19 protein-coding genes are annotated in these 19,407 nt (G+C 40.5%); 5 read left to right on the forward strand and 14 right to left on the reverse strand.

Going from position 1 to position 19,407, the window contains the following annotated elements; genetic code table 11:
• Positions 1-73: 73 nt before the first annotated feature.
• From Q0058_RS14350 to Q0058_RS14380, 7 genes are all read right to left on the reverse strand, one after another.
• Positions 74-1,030 (reverse strand): alpha/beta hydrolase, encoded by a 957-nt coding sequence (locus Q0058_RS14350; protein WP_298225144.1) that lies wholly within the window; start codon positions 1,028-1,030, stop codon positions 74-76.
• Positions 1,031-1,079: 49 nt separating this feature from the next.
• Entirely contained in the window at positions 1,080-1,694 is a 615-nt protein-coding gene (locus Q0058_RS14355) for a hypothetical protein (protein ID WP_298225146.1), read from the reverse strand.
• Complete coding sequence (locus tag Q0058_RS14360) at positions 1,681-2,154, reverse strand: RNA polymerase sigma factor (protein WP_298225148.1); 474 nt, start codon at positions 2,152-2,154, stop codon at positions 1,681-1,683. Before Q0058_RS14360 ends, Q0058_RS14355 begins: the two co-directional genes overlap by 14 nt.
• Positions 2,155-2,259: 105 nt before the next feature.
• Positions 2,260-3,276, reverse strand: coding sequence for a M28 family metallopeptidase (locus Q0058_RS14365; RefSeq protein ID WP_298225150.1), 1,017 nt, complete (start codon positions 3,274-3,276; stop codon positions 2,260-2,262).
• A gap of 5 nt (positions 3,277-3,281) precedes the next feature.
• A complete protein-coding gene (locus Q0058_RS14370; RefSeq protein WP_298225152.1) occupies positions 3,282-4,358 on the reverse strand; it encodes a DUF3667 domain-containing protein in 1,077 nt (358 codons plus the stop codon).
• A gap of 36 nt (positions 4,359-4,394) precedes the next feature.
• Positions 4,395-5,159, reverse strand: coding sequence for a dienelactone hydrolase family protein (locus Q0058_RS14375; protein WP_298225154.1), 765 nt, complete (start codon positions 5,157-5,159; stop codon positions 4,395-4,397).
• Between the two features lie 124 nt (positions 5,160-5,283).
• Positions 5,284-5,550, reverse strand: a complete 267-nt coding sequence (locus Q0058_RS14380) for a hypothetical protein (protein ID WP_298225156.1) — start codon at positions 5,548-5,550, stop codon at positions 5,284-5,286.
• A gap of 117 nt (positions 5,551-5,667) precedes the next feature.
• On the opposite strand from Q0058_RS14380, the gene Q0058_RS14385 reads away from it, so the two are divergent.
• Positions 5,668-6,123: a DUF1801 domain-containing protein gene (locus Q0058_RS14385; protein ID WP_298225158.1), complete on the forward strand. Its 456-nt coding sequence runs from the start codon at positions 5,668-5,670 to the stop codon at positions 6,121-6,123.
• Positions 6,124-6,126: 3 nt separating this feature from the next.
• On the opposite strand, the gene Q0058_RS14390 is transcribed toward Q0058_RS14385, so the two are convergent.
• Entirely contained in the window at positions 6,127-6,690 is a 564-nt protein-coding gene (locus Q0058_RS14390; RefSeq protein ID WP_298225160.1) for a DUF892 family protein, read from the reverse strand.
• A gap of 223 nt (positions 6,691-6,913) precedes the next feature.
• A complete protein-coding gene (locus Q0058_RS14395) occupies positions 6,914-8,047 on the reverse strand; it encodes a glycosyltransferase (RefSeq protein WP_298225162.1) in 1,134 nt (377 codons plus the stop codon).
• Between the two features lie 42 nt (positions 8,048-8,089).
• Between Q0058_RS14395 and Q0058_RS14400 the strand changes: the two genes are divergently transcribed.
• Positions 8,090-9,175, forward strand: coding sequence for a glycosyltransferase (locus tag Q0058_RS14400; protein ID WP_298225163.1), 1,086 nt, complete (start codon positions 8,090-8,092; stop codon positions 9,173-9,175).
• Here Q0058_RS14400 and Q0058_RS14405 read toward each other — a convergent pair whose 3' ends face one another.
• The 3 genes from Q0058_RS14405 to Q0058_RS14415 are packed head-to-tail and all read right to left on the reverse strand — an operon-like array spanning position 9,176 to position 11,678.
• Entirely contained in the window at positions 9,176-10,099 is a 924-nt protein-coding gene (locus Q0058_RS14405) for a glycosyltransferase family 2 protein (protein WP_298225165.1), read from the reverse strand.
• Positions 10,099-10,995, reverse strand: a complete 897-nt coding sequence (locus tag Q0058_RS14410; RefSeq protein WP_298225167.1) for a glycosyltransferase — start codon at positions 10,993-10,995, stop codon at positions 10,099-10,101. Before Q0058_RS14410 ends, Q0058_RS14405 begins: the two co-directional genes overlap by 1 nt.
• On the reverse strand, positions 10,995-11,678 hold the full coding sequence (locus tag Q0058_RS14415) for an ATP-binding cassette domain-containing protein (protein ID WP_298225169.1): 684 nt from the start codon (positions 11,676-11,678) through the stop codon (positions 10,995-10,997). Before Q0058_RS14415 ends, Q0058_RS14410 begins: the two co-directional genes overlap by 1 nt.
• 175 nt (positions 11,679-11,853) lie before the next feature.
• On the opposite strand from Q0058_RS14415, the gene Q0058_RS14420 reads away from it, so the two are divergent.
• Genes Q0058_RS14420 through Q0058_RS14430 form a run of 3 tightly spaced genes read left to right on the forward strand, consistent with a single transcriptional unit; the run spans position 11,854 to position 17,121 of the window.
• Positions 11,854-14,868 (forward strand): tetratricopeptide repeat protein, encoded by a 3,015-nt coding sequence (locus Q0058_RS14420; RefSeq protein ID WP_298225171.1) that lies wholly within the window; start codon positions 11,854-11,856, stop codon positions 14,866-14,868.
• A gap of 40 nt (positions 14,869-14,908) precedes the next feature.
• Positions 14,909-16,651: a TonB-dependent receptor gene (locus Q0058_RS14425; RefSeq protein WP_298225173.1), complete on the forward strand. Its 1,743-nt coding sequence runs from the start codon at positions 14,909-14,911 to the stop codon at positions 16,649-16,651.
• A gap of 20 nt (positions 16,652-16,671) precedes the next feature.
• Complete coding sequence (locus tag Q0058_RS14430; RefSeq protein ID WP_298225175.1) at positions 16,672-17,121, forward strand: hypothetical protein; 450 nt, start codon at positions 16,672-16,674, stop codon at positions 17,119-17,121.
• On the opposite strand, the gene Q0058_RS14435 is transcribed toward Q0058_RS14430, so the two are convergent.
• Both Q0058_RS14435 and Q0058_RS14440 read right to left on the reverse strand, forming a co-directional pair.
• Positions 17,093-18,256 (reverse strand): acyltransferase, encoded by a 1,164-nt coding sequence (locus tag Q0058_RS14435; RefSeq protein ID WP_298225176.1) that lies wholly within the window; start codon positions 18,254-18,256, stop codon positions 17,093-17,095. The genes Q0058_RS14430 and Q0058_RS14435 overlap by 29 nt on opposite strands.
• Positions 18,257-18,317: 61 nt before the next feature.
• Positions 18,318-19,403, reverse strand: a complete 1,086-nt coding sequence (locus tag Q0058_RS14440; RefSeq protein WP_298225178.1) for an acyltransferase — start codon at positions 19,401-19,403, stop codon at positions 18,318-18,320.
• Positions 19,404-19,407: the final 4 nt, after the last annotated feature.

Here is a 19,407-nt window from a genome sequence, read left to right on the forward strand (position 1 = left end):
TTTTGTCTTTTGAATAAAAAAAAACGGCTTGTGCTATAAAGTACAAGCCGTTATTGTAACCAAAGACGGGTTTTTATTTCAAGGTTGCTTTTAAAAAATCGATGAACATACTTTGCTGGTCTATAAAAACATTGTGCGAACAATCATCGAGGTACTTCAGGTTTTTGTCTCCGATAATGGCCGCAAGCTGATTGACCTGTTCGGGTGAATATAATCCATCATCTTTACCGTAAAGCGCGAATATTTTAGTTTTGTCCGCCATCAATGCTTGGAGATTTTTAGTCAGATTAATAGAAGTGTAGTTTTCGTTTTTCAAAAAAGCTTGTGGTGGATCTGTAGTCATTTTGCTAACATACTCGAAATTTGGATTTTTGGCGGAAATCGCATAAATCTCTTTGGCTTGGTTACTCATTTTTTTCGGGGAATAAAACCCGTTTTGCATGGCATGACCAAAGCAGTAAGCGTAATATTCTACAGAAGTGGTATCCATTTTTTCAATCATTCCGATGTAATTCAAATTCGTCTGATCGTTGTTTTTTTCATAGATTTTAAGCGACGAGTTCAGAATGGTTTTAAACGTTTCCTGCAATGAAACTGGTGCTGAAACCAATTCGATGGCGTTTACTTTTTCAGGATATTGGCTGGCAAACAAAGTGGCAACAATACCGCCGAAACTGTGCCCGATTAGCGTTGCTTTTTTAAGTTGGTATTCGTTTAAAACAGCGTTGATGTCGCAGAAGGTTTCCTCAAATGTAAATTTTGCTTTTGGATCCGTCGAACGCCCTTCACCGCGTCGGTCATACACTACTACGTAAAATCCATTGTCCGCTAAATTTTGTGCGGTACTCACTTCAAATCCCGCGGCATTATAGCCAGGGCCGCCATGCAGAAACACTACTGGTGTATCTTTAGGATTTCCGTATGCCTTGCTGTATAATTCCTGAGCAAAAGCTTGTTGAATGGCAAAGCCCAAGAGTAAAAAGAGCCCGATTTTTTTTAAAGCTGTGTGTTCCTGATTTCTTGTTTTCATGTTTGTTTCTATTTTAGTTTTGGGTTTTGATACTTCGATTCCTAAAATGTTACAAATTGTTTTTCGATGTAGTTTCATCCACAAACTGGCCCGTGATATTTTCGAGATTTCGGATCGCCTCATTGAGCTTTTGCTCTTGCTTTCTAATGGTTCTCGGACGGATGTAGAACCAATTGAACGCAATCCAAATCATAGTGGTTCCGTAGGTGGCCAAGATGAAAAAGATACTGCCTCGCAGGGTATACTCAATCATGTATAACGCCAGCCCAACGCTTAAAAAAAGGAAATACAACGTCATAATCGTCGATTGGATAAAAGCTTGTTTCTTTTTGAATGCCAACAGCTGGTTGAGATAAGCTTCGGGATTGGTTTGCGCATTGCTTTTATTGACTAACGGAATCAATCGCATCGAGGCAATAATCTGCATCAGAATCGCAATGATTACAAGCAATGAGCCGATTTTGGTCGTAATCATTTCAGGTTTAAAATACACCACGATTCCGATGATAAAAATCATGGTAGCGAACAACAGCAGATTGCCCAACAACAGTTTTATTTTTGTTTTTCGTTGCATTTGCTGCGCCTGAAGAACGATGGTAGCGGCATCAATTTCAGGAATGTTTTGATGGCTTTGCCACAACTGATTGAAATTAATCTCGGTCATAACGTTTGAATTTTTTGGTTAATTTTTCTTTGATGCGGTGAATTTTGACCCGGACGTTGGCTTCGGATATCCCAACGATACTCGCAATTTCAGCTTGTCTGATGTCTTCAAGTTCGAGAGAAATGATGAGGCGATCCAACTCGGCAAGTTCGCTAATACTTTGGTACAGTAAAGCGATTTTCTGATCAATAGGCACCGTTTCCACGTCTTGGATTTGAGCAGGAAAACTGACTTTCGTCAAACGTTTTTCCCTTTCGATCTGGCGTAGGCAAGTGTTTACCGCGATACGATAAATCCAGGTGCCAACTGCTGATTCCTGCCGGAAAGTGTGTAGATTTTTCCAAACTGTGATGAAAGTGTCCTGAGCAATATCCTTAGCCCAATCGTCATCATTGACATAACCGCGGCACACGCGATAAATTTTTTGCCAATAGGTGTTGTATATTGCTTCAAACTCCATGTAAGTTGTTTTTTTGAGTTTACAGGTTTTGGATACGCGAAAAATCAAAATGTTACAAATAAAAAAACTCCGAGGAATATCGGAGCTTTACTTTATATTTTCGGATTAATTACCATCCTTATCCACGACCAATCGTTTGTCCCGATTGGCAATGTCCCAAGCAATCGCAAAGGCCAGCTGGGCTCTTTTGGCCAGCGCATCGAATTCTATTTTTTCGACATCATCGCCGGGTTTGTGGTAATCTTCATGCGTTCCGCTGAAAAGAAATACTGAAGGAATTCCGTTTTTAGCAAAATTGTAATGGTCTGATCGGTAATAAAAACGGTTCGGGTCTTTACGGTCATTGTATTTGTAATCGATATCAAGATGCGCAAATTGCTTGTTCGCGTTTTCGCAGATATTGAACAAATCGGTAGAAAGATAATCGGAACCGATCAGGTAAATGTAATTGCTCGAATTCGCATGGAATTCGTCATGACGTCCGATCATATCAATATTTACATCAGCGACTGTATTGGCTATTGGAAACAAAGGATTTTCAGAATAATATCTAGAACCGTGCAAACCGTGTTCTTCGCCAGTGACATGAAGAATCAGCACCGAACGTTTCGGTCCATGACCTTCCATTTTAGCTTTTTTGAATGCTTTGGCAATTTCTACAAGCGCTACTGTTCCTGAACCATCGTCGTCAGCGCCGTTGTATACTTCGCCGTTCTTGATGCCGACATGGTCGTAATGTGCAGAAACGACCACAATTTCATCCGGTTTTTCGGAACCTTCGATAAATGCCCAGATGTTTTCGGAATCGGATAGATTTTCTTTGTATTTCGCGTTCAGATAGGCCGCAGGAATGTGTTGGTAATAATCTTTAGCGCCTTTCGGGAAAGAAATGTTGTTGTTTTTATATTGTTCGATGAGGTAGCGCCCGGCTTTTTTTTGTCCTTCGCTGCCGGTTTCGCGACCTTCCATGGCATCGGAAGCAATGACGGTTAGGTTGGTCTTCAGGTTGGTGGCGGAAATCGTGCTCATATAATCGGTCAGGCCTTTGGCAGGCGAATCTTTTTTGGAGGCACAACTACTGATGACGAGCAATACCGATAGGGCAATGATAATTTTTTTCATAGTTTTTAATGGATATTAATGAAGGTATAAATGGCAAAAATCATCAGCAGCACCACAATCAGAAACATATTGATGAAGAATAAAAACACACTTTTGATGAATGAAATCAGTCTGGTTTCGCCATAAAATCGATGGTGCGCCGGGAAAAAGTAATAGAACATCCAAGCAAAAGCGATAAAATCAAAACCACCTTTTAGGGTATCACAAATGGCCGAGGAACCAAATAAAGAAAGGAATTTGCTGAACAGAAAAACCAGCAAAATGACTAGTAGCAGAAAAGAGAAGTAATGCAATGTAAAAATCCCGTGATCGAAGTAGTACCAACGTTTTTTTCCATGAAACAGCCACAGGAAAAAGGCGAAAATCGGCATGTAGATAAACAATGTTTTGGAGAAATTATGCACGAAAGATTCTTTGAATTTTTCGACTAACTCTTCATTGGTGTTGTTTTTCTTGACTTGTATTCCTTTTTTGACGACCCAATATTCAAAATCGCTCAAGCGGTCTTCTTCCTTTCCGAACTTTTGAATCGAGTCGAGTTCGTGAACTGATTTGTAACCAAAATTAAACAGCTCATTAAAATTTTGCCCTTTGTGTGTTTTTGCCTCGTCGAGCCCAGCTTTGATAGAATCTCGGATTTCTTTTTTTAATTTTTCATCGTCAAGAAGTTCATTAAGGTCTTTGATGTTCTCTGATTTGGTAATCGTTTTGCCCTTGTCTGTTTTTGAAGTAGTGTTCCGCTTTACGTTAATCAGGTTGTAATCCGTATTCGGGAGCACCGTAATCAGGAAAAAAGTAACGAAACTGATGAATATATAAAGGCGTACCGGCGCCAAATAAGACAACCGTTTTCCCGAAAGATATTCTTTGGTCAGTGAAGCAGGTTTGAACAGCAGGTTTTTGATGGTGCGCCAAAATGCGTTTTCATAATGCGTCAAATCTTCAAAAAAATGAATGAACAAATGATGGAATGTTTTCCGGCTTTCGGTGTTCTCCTGTCCGCAATGAGGGCAGTAGCGCTCCTCTACAGTATGTCCGCAATTGAGGCAGTTCTTGTCTTTACGTAATGGGCTGTGGCTCATAGATCAAATTAAAGCTTAAAAGTAAATAAAATAAATTTAAAGCACTTCTTTGAGGAACATTAACAGCTGTTCCCACGAACGTTTGTCGGCTTTCTCATTATAAGCCGCGCCTTTTGAATTGTCATTTCCGGCTTCTTTATCGGTAAAGGAATGCACGGCATTGGCATAATAAACCATCTGCCAGTCGGCTTTCGCATCGCGCATTTCTTTTTGAAACCCGAGCACTTCTTCCTGCGATTCATAAGGGTCGTCGGCACCGTGACAAACCAATATTTTAGGGATAATATTCTGTGTGGGTTTCGAACTGTCATTCGACAATCCGCCGTGAAACGAAACCACACCACGAACTGGGAAGTTCGCTCTTGCAGCTTCCAGAGCACCAGTACCGCCGAAGCAATAGCCCATGACGACGATTTTATCGGGATCTGCGCCAAGTTTGATTAGCTGAGCTAACGCCAAACGAATGCGCTGTTGGTAAAGGTCTCGGTTCTTTTTATAATATCCTGCTTTTTCACCGGCTTCTGCGTTATTTTTTGGGTAGTTTCCTTCGCCATAAATGTCGGCGATGAAAGTATAATAGCCAAGTTTTGCTAACCTTTCGGCACTATCCTTGGCGTGTGCATCAATGCCTTTCCAGGCCGGAAGAATCAGGATTCCGGGTTTGTCTTTAAGTGTTTTTTGCGGCTGAGTACCGAAACCACTTAACGACTGTTGGCCGTCAGCGTATTTGATGTTAGACAGTTGCGCGAAGTTGAAAATAGGCATCAACAACGTAACGATTAGAATGAAATATTTTTTCATGATAGTGATTTTGATTCACAAATATCTGAAAATATATCGTTGGATTGTTGCCTTCAACAAAAAAGACCGTACTAATTTAGTGCGGTCTTTTTTATGGGACGTAAATCATTTTGAAAGGAAAGGTCTACTTTTTTTGAGCAGGTTTCTTTTTTGGTTTTTCAACGGCTTCAATTGGTTTTGCATTCTTTTCCGATTCGCGTTGCACTTTTTCTCTTTCGGCAGTTATCCTGGCATTTCGTTCGGCTTCTGTTTGTGCAGGCCTTGGTGGTTCTTGTTGTATTTTATCCTGAGCATTTTCATTTTGATCATCCATCGTTTTTGGGGTTTCCTGCGCGGATGCATAGAAGTTACAAGCCAATATTGTAGCGAAGGTCAATAGGAACTTTTTCATAATCTGTATAGATTTAAATTAACAATACCTAAAGTTACCAAAACACCAGTCGCTGCATTTGTTTTTTGAGTCATTTAACTATCTTTAACAGCCATTTTACAAACAAATATTGAAGTTATGCAATCTACAGCCAAAACGCCTCAGGACTACATCGACAGCTTGCCCGAAGACAGAAAGGAAGCCATCAATAAAATCAGGCAAGCCATTCAAAAAACATTGCCCGAAGGTTTTCAGGAAAGTATGGGTTATGGCATGCTGTGCTATTCCGTGCCGCACTCAATTTATCCGAAAGGCTACCATTGCGACCCAAAACTGCCTCTTGGTTTCATGAGTCTGGCATCGCAAAAGAACTTTATCGCTTTGTATCATATGGGCATTTATGCCAATCCGAAATTGCTCGATTGGTTCACAACGGAATTTCCAAAACATTCCAAATCAAAACTCGATATGGGAAAAAGCTGCATCCGTTTTAAGAAAATGAATGACATTCCTTACGAACTGATCAGCGAACTCGCCTCCAAAATGACCGTTCAGCAATGGATTGATTGTTATGAAAGCGCCTTCAAAAAATAAACTTTAGGCGTTGTGGAACTGAATCGTCTGCGCTATTTTAGCGAGTCGCATTTGGGCTACTTTTTCTTCATTGAGCGATTCGGCCATCAAAATCTGAATGTCATACACTTTTAAAGTTTCGGCATAAATCGAAAGGATGGTGTAAGTAGCAATCTCATAATGCTCAATTTTATGCAATGCCAATATGATTCCGGCGTCGCGCACCAAACCAAACTTTGTGAGTTCCACGATGTCGTCAATTTCCTGAAGCATGCATTCGATGGCTTGCGAGCGGTATAAAATCGGAGGTTCTTCCAAAAACATAAAAGTGTCCTCCAAACGAATGACTTGTTTTTTGGTATCTGCCAAATGAATCGTAATCGCTTCAATAAGCTCGTAATTGCAAGCGTGTTTGATCATTTTCGGGAACGCCTTAAGCATCGCCTTTTCTACATAGTACATCGATTTCAATTCCTGTACTAACAAGTCTCTGAGTCCGGTAGGGCCGTCGAATTTGATCCTGACGGGTTTGTTGTCATTGTCGCTTCCAGCATCGTAATGCTCTAATGGTTTTCTAGCATTTTCCATGTCATTTCATTTAGGTTAAAGTATCAAAGCGGCGGATTTGGGGAAATCTTAAAGCTTCATCAGTATGCGTAATCGATTGCCATTCGAATACAGCCGAAAGGTATTACTTCTATTTTTCAAATAAAAAAATACCCGATGTACTGCAGCTAAATTTAACATTAACCCTTCAATATCCGTTGAACGGCGTTAAAATTTGACTTTTTAGAAAGTGTTTTTCGCTGATCTAGCGGTTCCAGATTGCGAGGTATTTTTCCGCGCTTTTGAGGTAATGATGTTCCTTTTCGATGAATGCTCTTGCGTTTCGGCTGATGGTCAGGATTTCATCGGGATTTTGAATCAGAAAAGTAAGTTGATTCACTAGATAATCCACATCGGGTTTTGCATTGATGTTGACTTTTTCTTGCAAATCATAATATTCGTAAAACTCAGTTTCGGCGCCGGTAAAAACTACTTTTCCTTTGGCCATCGCTTCGAGCGCATGATAACCCTGATCGAACGAATACACCATGTCAAGTAATATGTGCGCGCGGTTGTAGATTTCGATATAGTCGTTATAAGGAATGTCGCGCGTGGTAATGATTTCTACTTTGTCAGCAAATTTTTCCGCAATGATGGTCAGCGCTTTTTCGAAATAATCGTTCCCTTTCTTGAAATAGTTTTCAGTATTGATGCCGTGGAAAATGACAATTTTATCATCAATGCTTAAAGGAATGTAAGGCAGTTTCTCAATGTTGACGGGATTCGGAATCATACCCAGATATTTCGGATGGCCGAGCAACGGAATGTCATAATCCATATCCGAAGCGATCATACCTTCAATATGCGTTTGAATGAAATGGTGTAGTTTTTTGAATTTCGGTTTTCTGAATTTCAGGACGCTTTTAAATTCATCGGTCTTGATTTTACCGGCCCAATAAGGCAACATCAAAGATTTGAATTCGCGGTGCTTAAAGTAATAATCGACCGTAAGATAATCAGTGCCGCAACACATCAGAAAGACTTTTTTATTGTGATCGAATAAATACTGCAGGATTTTTTTTTCGTATTTGTAGGTGCAATAGAAGCTGTTTTCATTGATGAACTGCACGACATCAAAACCAGTCAATTGCTTCTCATAACGCTGAAACTGGCGGTAAGTGAAATAAGAACTCACATCAAAACCTGTAAGTTTATAAATACCGACACGGATTTTTTTCAATAAAGACGCATCCCATTTTTGATGCAAAGGAAAATCGACGGGATATTTTTTAAATCCATCCTGAAAGCCCAAGATGACCACGTGATGGCCCAATTGCTCGAGGCCTTCCTTTAAAGAATTATGAAGCCGGCTGTATTCTCCTACGAGTAGAATGTTCATATATTGTTATATTTGACAAATATATTTACAATTTGACAATTAATGGATCACGACAAAACTAAAATTGCGATTATTTCCCATTCGCTTGGGGAAGGCGGCGCCGAACGTTTTGCCGGGGAATTGAGTTTTATGCTGAACGACCTGCAGTATGAGGTGCACCACATCATCGTAAATGACAACGTAGATTATCCGTTTTCAGGCCAGCTGTATAATCTTGGGCAGCTTTGTCAGGGCGATTCCGGTTTGTTGAAAAAAATAAAAAAAGGAAAACTGTTGCATCAATACCTTAAAAATAAAAACATTAATATTATCATAGACAACAGAACGCGCAACAGCCTGATTCGCGAGTTGCTTACGGTGTTGATTTATGGTAACAGAAAAATATATTATATCATCCACAGTTACCATCTTGAAAACTACCTTCCCAAGTCTGTTTTTTTTGCAAAACTTTTGTGTAAAAACGCGCAGAAACTGATTTGCGTTTCAAAAGCCATTGAGGAAAAAGTGTTTCAGACTTATGGTTTTAAAAACACGGTAACGATCTACAATCCTGTAAAAAAACTTCCCATTACTGAAATGACTTCGGGCGATGTTCCCGAAAATTACATTTTGTTTTACGGAAGGCTCGAAGAGCAGGTAAAGAACTTCACTTTGTTGTTGCAGGCTTTTTCGGAGTCTAAAATTGATGAGAAAGGATTTCAATTGGTGATTTTAGGCAATGGTCCGTCAAAAAAAACAATTCAGGAAACCATTGAAAAATTGCAGTTGGTTGATAGCGTTACTTTAATTCCGTTTCAAAAAGATCCGTTTGCTTATGTCAGAAAAGCCAGGTTTACGATATTGACAAGCTATTACGAAGGTTTTCCGATGTCCATTATCGAATCGTTGTCGCTCGGAACGCCTGTGATTTCAGTGGATTGCAATTCAGGCCCAAAGGAAATTATAGTCAATGAAAAGAATGGTTTATTAGTCCCGAATCACGATCCGGTTTTATTAGGCAAGGCCATGAGCAGATTTGTTGAAGATTCCGATTTGTATGAATACTGCAAAAAAAATGCAACCCAAAGCGTCTCGCATTTGTCGTTTTCTGAAATCTCAGCGCAATGGCAAAGTGTTCTTGAGGAATAACTAGAATGCAGATTTACGCAGTCCAAGGCCGACCAAAAATAGGTTGAATTTCACTAAAAAAGCGAGCATAAAAGAAGGCAATCGAAGCAAAACCCTTTTTTTGATAGACAAGTTTCCCATATCGATTCTTTGCAAATGCCTTTTGAAGTTTGGGAAATCATGGTTTAATTTGCTCTGTATGGCAAAAGAAAAAAGGTTCAGATCCAAAAACTTTTTTAGCTTCGGGTTTGTTTTTTGGGCAGCGTCGAATTTCGTAAAATCCATTTTTTGGTTCAGGTATTCTTTGCGTTTCGAAAGGCTTTTGGCGTCATAAACGTAGCGTGCCAATAACTTCCAATGAAATATTACCGGATAGACCAATCCCATCCGAATCCACATATCAGTATCTTCACCGCTTTTGATATTGGGATCGAAAAAACCTACCTGATCAAAAACGCTTTTGTGGAAAACCGCGCAGGAAGTGCAGATCACTGTGGTTTTCATGCTCGCGTCGAAATAATCAACGACTTCTGTTTCGCTATTTTTTACAATGGAATATTGTGCCCGAAAAACTTTATGAGGCGTTTCCACTTCAATGGCTGCGGAAAAGATCTTATGCTCAGGAAATTCCCGGATTGAGGCCAGCATAGTTTCTAAAAAACCAGGATACCAATAATCATCAGCATCCAGAAAAGTGATGTAATCCGCCGTTGCTTTTTCGATTCCGAGGTTTCTCGCGGTCGAAACACCTCCGTTTTCTTTGGTGTAATAGCGAATTCTCGGATCGGTAAAGGCTTTGATTTTGGCTTCACTTTGGTCGGTCGATCCGTCGTTGATAAGGATCAGTTCAAAATCCGTGAAGCTTTGCTGAAGCACACTTTTTATGGTGTTCTCCACAAATTTCTCTTTATTGTACACCGGAATGACGACGGAAAACTGAGGCATCACGACTTTTTTAAGGAACAAAAATAACCTAATTTATAGAAGTCGAACAGCCATAATGAAGGTTTGTCCGAAATTATTTTATCTCTAAGCGTAGGCTCGAATTGACGAAATAATGTCGCGATCAACCCGTCGAAACCGAAATTTTGGAAGCTGTGGCGCAACCTTCCGATTTTGGTTTCTTTAGGAGCGATGATTTTTTGCTCAATCAATAGGTGCAGGTTATGAAGTGCCGCGAGGTGTTTTTCGAGGAATACTACTGATTTTTCTAAATTCAGATGGTAGACAGGATTTTCGATCTGCGCGACCGGTATGTTGTTTTTTTTCAATTCGGCTATAAAGACAAAATCCTCAAAGCCATAATTATAAATCTCCGCATGGAAAGGATGCTGTAAAAGAATATCTTTTTTGACAAGAATATTCGAAACCAATGCCGATTCGTAAGGCTTTCTTAGGCGTTTTCTCAGCGGAATGGCTTCGCGTTTCATCCCATAAACCCAGCGTAGCAATTCATCCTTTTTTGGTGGTGTTTCTTCATACGCGATACCGCCAAAAAAAACTTCTTGAGTAGGATTTCTGGTATAATCCGCATATTTTTTCACGAAGGTTGAAGCCACAGGCATCGTATCGCAATCGAGCAATAAAACCCACGGATATTGCGCTTTCAGACACAAAGCGTTTCTGTTTTCACCACGTCCGAGATTTTCAGTATTGTAATGGTATTGGCAATGCTCAAGGCCGCGAACCGCTTCGTTTTGTCTTATGGTTTGCGCATCCGTGGAAGCATCATCCGACACAATAATTTCAAATATTAGTTGTTCCCTTTGTGCTTGCTCCTGTAAGGTTTTCACCAAAAGAAAGGTATTGTAGTTGTATGTCGGGATGAGTATGGATAGCATTATACGGTTCGCTGAACGACTTCAAACACTTTGTTGTTTTCACATTTGAGGGTTTTCGAAGGATATTTCATCAGCAAGGCATAATCGTGTGTGGCCATGATCACGGTTTTTCCGTTAGCGTTGATTTTACGCAGCACTTCCATGACTTCGACACTGGTTTGCGGATCGAGATTTCCGGTAGGTTCATCCGCGAGAATCAGTTCAGGGTCATTGAGTAAAGCTCTCGCAATCGCTACACGTTGTTGTTCTCCGCCTGATAATTGGTGCGGCATTTTGTCGGCAATCGAACCCAAATCGACTTTCTGCAAAACTTCCTCGATTTTCTGCTGCATTTCCTCTTCAACCGTCCAGCCCGTAGCTTTGAGCACGAACAACATATTTTTTCTGACGGTTCGGTCGGACAGCAATTGGAAATCCTGAAATACGATGCCGAGTTTTCTTCTGAGATACGGAATCTGGTCGTCTTTCAAAGTCGCAAGGTCAAAATCGACTATGCTTCCTTGTCCGGCCGTAAGCGGCAAATCTGCGTATAAGGTTCTCATCAAACTGCTTTTTCCCGAACCTGTTTTTCCGATGATGTAGATGAATTCGCCGTGGTTGACTTCGAGGTCAACATTAGAAAGAATGACTTTATTGGCTTGATAAATCGATGCGTTTCTTAAAAACAAAACAGGTTGTGACATATTCATGAAGTTTGTGCGGTAAAAGTACTAAGATAACGTTGGTATTCAAAATATATTTTCGCCCTATTTATCATAAAAACCGGTGCGTGTTAAAAAAGATGTTCATAATAAAAGCTTAAAGCCGTCCGTTATAGCTTGCAGAATGGAATACATTTGAACATCTAAACAATCTACAATGATACGCAAACAAATCCGCCTTTTTTTATGGATCTTTTTTGCCGGAATTTCGCCGGTAATCGCACAAAAATCGGCCATCTATACGCATGAGGCCAAAGACTTCGACCGCGCCGTTGGGTTGTATAAAGAAAGCCAGTACCAGTCTGCGCAAATTCTGTTCGAGAAAGTAAAATCGGTCACCAAAGATATCGACCAACAAGCCGACTGCGCCTATTATATCGCGATTTGTGCGATCCATCTGAACCAATTCGGCGCCGATGAACTGATGGAAAATTTCGTACGCGATTATCCGACAAGCCCAAAACAAAATCAGGCTTATGTGGAAGTCGCGCATTTCTATTTCGAACAAGGCAAATTCCCACAAGCCTTGGATTGGTTTGACAAAGTCGATGAGAATGCACTGAGTTACGAAGAGCTCGACAAATTCAACTTTCAGAAAGGATACGCTTACTTCAGCGCGGGCAAGAAAAAAGAAGCCACGCCTTATTTCAACAAAGTGATAAATTCGAAGGATTACGGTTCGCAAGCCAACTATTATATGGGTTTCATGGCTTATGAAGGCGACGATTACAAAAACGCCACGAAGTATTTTGAAGAAGTTTCAGGCGAAGAAAAATACCAGTCAAAATTGTCTTATTTCAAGGCGGATATGGCGTTCAAAGGTGGCGATTTCCAGAAAGCGATTGATTTGGGCCAGAAAGCGCTTCCAAAATCGAACGCGCAGGAAAAATCAGAACTCAACAAAATCATCGGCGAAAGCTTATTCAACCAGAAAAAATACGATGACGCGATTCCTTACCTCACGCAATACAAAGGCAAAAAAGGCAAATGGAACAACACCGATTTCTACCAGTTAGGCTACGCGTATTACCAGAAAAAGGATTATGAAAATGCGATTGCGCAGTTCAATAAAATCATCGACGGAAATGACGCCGTAGCTCAGAATGCCTATTATCATTTGGGTGAAAGCTACTTCAAAACCGACAAGAAACAACAAGCTTTGAACGCGTTCAAGAATGCTTCGGAAATGAATTTCGACCTCAAAATCCAGGAAGACGCGAACCTCAATTACGCCAAACTGAGTTACGAAATAGGAAATTCTTACCAATCGGTTCCTGACGTTTTATTTGGATTTATTGAAAAGTATCCGAATTCGCCAGCGAAAACTGAGATTGAAACCTTGCTGATCAATTCATACATCACGACCAAAAACTACAAAGGCGCGCTTGATATCCTTGAAAAAAACAAAACCATGAACCGCGTCGCATACCAAAAAGTGACATTCTATCGCGGTTTGGAATTGTATACCGACGGCAGTTACAAAGACGCCTACGCGATGTTCAAAAAATCGATAGCCGAACCTAGAGACGCCAAGTTTACAGCACGCGCTACGTTCTGGAAAGGCGAAACCGATTATATGCTCGACAATTTCAGCGACGCGCTGCAGAGTTTCAAAGCGTTTGTTGCGATTCCGGAATCGAAAACTACGCCTGAAAATAAGAACATCAATTACAACATCGCTTACGCGCATTTCAAAATGAAGGAATACGATCAGGCCGGGAATTATTTCCAAAGCCACATTGATGCCGTGAAAGATGATAAAGTGCGTTTGAATGATGCCTATTTAAGATTGGCCGATTGCCGTTTTGTGATGGCAAAATACTGGCCGGCGATGGATGCGTACAACAAAGTCGTCGAACTCAAAAGCGTCGATGCGGATTATGCGGCGTTCCAGAAAGCAATCAGCTACGGATTTGTGTCTAAGAACGACCGTAAAATTGAAGATTTGACCAAATTCATAGGTGCTTATCCGAAATCGCAATACCGCGACGATGCCATGTTCGAGCTCGGAAATACTTATGTAACGGAAAAGAAAACGGATTCGGCCATTAAAACTTATGACCAATTGTTGAGCGAATTTAAAAACGGTTCGTACGCTTCCAAAGCGATTTTGCGTCAAGGTTTGGTCTATTACAACGCGGAAAATGACAACCAAGCTTTAGTGAAATTCAAAAAACTGGCGGCCGAATATCCGAAAAGTCCTGAAGCTGTTGAAGCTGTTGCGACCGCGCGTCTGATTTACGTCGATAACGGAAAAGTCGATGAATACGCAGCTTGGGTGAAAACCTTAGATTTTGTTGCAGTGACTGACGCCGATCTTGACAACGATACTTATGAAGCCGCTGAAAAACAATATCTTCAAAACAACACCAAACAAGCGATCACCAATTTGAGCAGTTATGTGAAGAATTTCCCGAACGGAATACATGCTCTGAAAGCGAATTTCTATTTGGCGCAGTCTTATTTTGCTGATGGTTCGGTAGCGAGCTCGATTCCAAATTACGAATATATTGTTTCGAAACCGAGAAACGAATTCACGGAACCTTCGTTGGCGCGTTTGGCGGAAATCTATCTCAAGAAAGACGACACGGCGAAAACAGTTGTCATTTTAAAACGATTGGAAACCGAAGCGGATTTCCCGCAGAATGTCACTTTTGCGCAATCGAATCTGATGAAAACTTATTACGAGCAAAAGGATTATCCGAATGCGGTGGTCTACGCCGAGAAAGTGTTGGGCAATCCGAAAATGGATGATAAAATCAAATCGGATGCGCAGATCATCATTGCTCGTTCGGCTATTCAAACCAATGACGAAGCCAAAGCGAGAACCGCTTACGCGAAATTGCTGACGATTGCTAAAGGCGAATTGGCCGCAGAAGCGCTCTACTACGACGCGTATTTCAAAAATAAAGACGGCAAGTTTGAAGCTTCGAACACCACGATTCAAAAACTATCAAAAGATTATTCGGGCTATAAATATTTCGGAGCGAAAGGTTTGATCGTGATGGCGAAAAACTTCTACGGGCTTAAAGACAGTTTTCAGGCGACTTACATTTTAGACAGTGTCATCAAGAACTTCAAAGCATTCCCAGACATTATTGAAGAAGCACAAACCGAACTCAACGGCATCAAAGCGAAAGAATCACAAACCAATTCGTCGATTCAGAACTAATCAAAAATAAGATTTTAAGGTTGCCCTAAAAATATAAACTATGAAAATCAAACTGCAATATATATTCCTCATCGCACTGTTCACGACGGTTCAGCTTTCGGCGCAAAAGAAAGACGAGAACATCGGAACCGAAGTCGTCAATGTCGTGAAACCTTATACACCGACGATTTCCGATGCTTTCAAAGTGAAAGAAACGCCCGCTTTAGAAGACGAAGACAATTCCAAAAAGGAGCCGATCAAGTATTCCATTTTCTCTTTTCCCGTAGCTTCGACGTTTACTCCGGCAAAAGGGAAAGCCGCGAATGTCGATAAAACGGCTGAGGAACGCATCTACAAAAACTACGTCACTGGCGGCATCGGAAGTTACCTCGATCTGTTTGGCGAATTGTATGTGACTGAAAACATCGGCGAAAACGATTACGCGGCCGGAACGCTCAAACATTTGTCGTCAATGACCAATGTCAAAGGCCTTGAAGTCGACAGTAAATTCTTCAATACCTCTCTCGATTTGACTTACGGCAGCCGACGCAAGGAATTTTCATGGAATGCCGATATGGGTTATCAGGTGCAGAAGTATTTCTGGTATGGTTTGCCTGAGGATTTCGGAGCGACACTAACCAATGCCAATCGCGAAACCATCATTGAAGACATCAACAAAATGCAGACTTACCACGATTTTTATGTTGGTGGAAAGATCAAATTTACCGAAAGCGTATTCAGCGATATGGATTTGAAATACAATGCTTTCTGGGATGCTTACGGTTCTAGGGAAAGCCAATTTTACGCGAAGCCGAAACTGGTTTTCGATTTTATGGACAAAAGGGTCACGACTGAAATTCTGGTCGATCATGTCGGTGGTTCGTTCTACAAAGATTACACAAGAACTTCGGGGATCAAATACGGCATCACCAAGTTCGGCGCTTACCCGAGTTTTGGGATGAAGAAAGACGATTGGTCGTTCAACATCGGAGCCGGTCTGTATTATGCGATGGACAGTGAGAACAACGATGGCGAACTGTTTTTCTATCCGCGCGCCAATGCGACTTTGAAAGTGGTCGGCGACCTGATGCAGTTCTATTTAGGAATTGATGGCGATCTGGAACAAAATTCTTACCGCAATTTCACTAATGAGAATCCATACGTTTCACCCACTTTAACGATCGCACCGACTGACAGACAATACGATGTGTATGCCGGACTTAAAGGAAAATTGTCAAATTATGTGAGTTATAATGTGCGCGGTTCCCTCATTAATGAGAAAAATAAAGCGCTGTTTGTCGCCAACAATTATAGCGAGGCTTTGAACCAGCAGCGCTACCAATACGGAAACTCGTTCGGCGTGACTTACGATTTGGTGCGCACGATGAAATTGTTCGGAGAATTGAAAGCCGATTTTTCTAAAAACATTTCTTTAGGCATCAACGGAACTTTCAACAAATACACTACAGAAGACCAAAAAGAAGCCTGGAATTTACCTCAAATCGAACTTGATGCCAATCTCGATGTAGCGATTACGCCAAAATGGTATGCCGGCGCGAATGTGTTTTTTGTAGGCGACCGCAAAGACAACCAGACGATATTGCCTGCCACGACCGACGACAAAACCAAAACCGTCAAAAGTTATTTCGATGCCAATGCGCATGTTGATTATAAATATACCAACCGATTTACCGCTTTCTTGAGATTAAATAACATCGCCAACCAGAATTATGAGCGTTGGCTTAATTTCCCGGTGCAGTCTTTTCAGGTGATGTTGGGTGCGAATTATAAATTTGATTTTTAAGTGTCTTAATTCCTTATTTAATGACACTTAAACAAAAAATCCACGGACATTATTTATTGTTGGTGCAAGACAAAATCGATGTCTTTCGCGATATGATTGCGGCGTTGACCGAAGATTCTAAGAACGACGCCAAAGGCTCGGCAGGCGATAAGCATGAAACAGCTTTGTCGATGATGCATATCGAACAGGAAAAACTCAACCGAAAGTTGCAGGAATATTTAGATCAGAAAAGCATTCTTGATAAAATCGATGCTACTCAAAATCTGCAGAAAATTGGCTTGGGAAGTTTGGTGCGCGCCAACGGCATGTGGTTGTTCGTGGCCACCGCGTTACCTAAAATTACGATTGATGAACAGACGATTATAGCTGTTTCTGCGCAATCGCCGCTCGGAAATGCTTTGTTAGGTAAAGCAACGGGTTTCAGTTTTCAAATCCATGCGACTACTTATTTGGTTGAAAGTATCCACTGATTTTTCTCGAGCGGTCCATAAAAGGTTTCTCGACGAATTTGAATCCGAAGAAACTCAGCAACACCACTATTGGCGTGGCGCAGCAAATCATTAATACATATTCAGTAGATGAAAACGTTTTGACTTTTTCCATACCAAATCCCAATTCAATCAATGAAAACAAAACGATGCCGTGCAGCAAATACGTGCTGTAAGCCATTTCGCCGAGGAACTTGATGACATTGTTTTTTAAGATTCCAAATACGGAATTGCCTAATGCCACCAAGGTGAAAAGTGTGATTAATGACAGTTTGCAAAAAATCTTATCGGCCGATGGAAACAGCGTAATTAAATACAAGCAAACCACAGCCAATACGCTGCAATAAACGCTTTTCGAGATTTTGACAACCGCAGGAAATCGAATCAGAAAAGGCGCAATCGCACCGCCGAAAAATGACAGCATATGATGGATTTTGATGCCGTGCTCCCAGGTAAAATAGGCCACGAATAAAATGCTGATCGCAATAAATATCAGGCTCGGTTTTTTCTTCAACAACACCAAACCGATCAAAGGCAATCCGAAATAAAACAACCATTCGAAAGGCAATGACCAAATCACTCCGGCGTTGATTCTGAGCGTTTCATCGCAGCCGTTTAAAGTAGGCGCCGTAGTAATTGTAAACACGGCGAGGTGAAACAATGAAGTCAAATATTCCAGAATCGAAACTTGTAACGTCCAATGCGTAAGTTGCATGACGATAAGCGCGATAATCAATACCGAAACGTAATACATCGGCACAAGCCTGCAAAGCCTGGAGATGAAAAAATAAACCCAGTCAAAAGGTTTTTCTTTGGTGTTGAGTAGTTTGGAAACAAAGAGGAAACTCGTAATCATAAAAAACAAACTCACGCTCGATTGCCCCAATTGGTTGTATAGATGCGAATCAGGATTGCGCCAACTGTTTTCGTGGATCAAAAAATACCAGATGTAAGAATGGTGGATGAAAACCCCTAAAGCTAAAAAGCCGCGCAGTCCGTCGATGGTTTCGTAACGGCCCGGTGGGTTGTTGATTTTATATTTTGAATAGAGGATATAGCCCGTCAAATAGGCGATGAGGTAGACGATGACAGCAAATATAGGACTTGATACACTCATTTGTGTTGTAAGTTTTAAGAGTTGAATGACAGCTAACAACCATGTGATGCCAGAATTGATGCTATTGGAATAATTTCTTAAGTCTCAAAAAAGGTTTTTCAATGTAATGGTACGAGATATAGCTTGCGAAAATAGTTAATATCAAAGAACAAGCAAAGAACAATAATCCATTTTCATCGGAAGGCAGGTGCCACTTTACAGTTATTTTTTTTAAGAAACTTATAATGATAATATGAATTAAGTATAGGCTGTAGGTGAATAAACCGAGTTTTGAAAAGATGTTTTCGTCCGCTATTTTAAAAACATTTTTGGAGGGTAAAAAAATAAATAGAGTAAGACTGAACAATATTCCGAGTACTACGGACTCTAACAGCATATCGTTTTCAAAGTGTATACTGCCATAAAAAAGCAGTATTGTACAGGTCAACAAAAGTATAAAAGCCTTGAGGTAATTTGACACTTTCGCGATAACGGTCATTAATAATGCTTTATAGTTGACATACAGATAGGCCGGAATGGCGCCATACATAAAGAAATCGATATTGGTGCTCAAGTCTAAAGTGAACCATCCGTTTGTTATGAAGAAATATCTTGAAACTATCGGTATAATAAGGAAAAGCACTATTAGAGCAGGTAGTTTTTTAATGTCGATAAAATACAATAGCAATCCCCAGATGATATAAAAATGTTCCTCTACACACAGTGACCAAAAAACGGGTAAAGGCATAACATTGGGCAATTGATTGGCAAATATGGAATGGTAGTTTTCTAAAAAAAGACAGGTCAGGAAATAATTAGGTTGATAGCCTTCGTTGGAATAGGTCATTCCTAAAAAAGTAATAATGTAGGGCGACAAATAAGCAAAAAGCACCATGAGGTAGAATAAAGGCCAAATTCTTAGTATTCTTCTTGTAAAGAAATTTTTGAGATTAATTTTTTGATGCTTTTTTTCATTCAAAAGAATGTAAGTAATCAGGAAACCACTGAGCGTAAAAAAAAAGTAAACGCCTAAATATCCTCGGTCTTTTAGTACAGTAAAACAAGATTTTGGAAATAAATCAAAAGGTTGATGTGACGTAAAAACGATTAAAAACGAAAAGAATCGTAGTGCATCAAAAGAATGAAATTTGTCTTTAGCTAAAATCATTTTT

Source organism: Flavobacterium sp., from assembly GCF_027484705.1.
In the GTDB taxonomy this organism is placed as follows: Bacteria; Bacteroidota; Bacteroidia; order Flavobacteriales; family Flavobacteriaceae; genus Flavobacterium.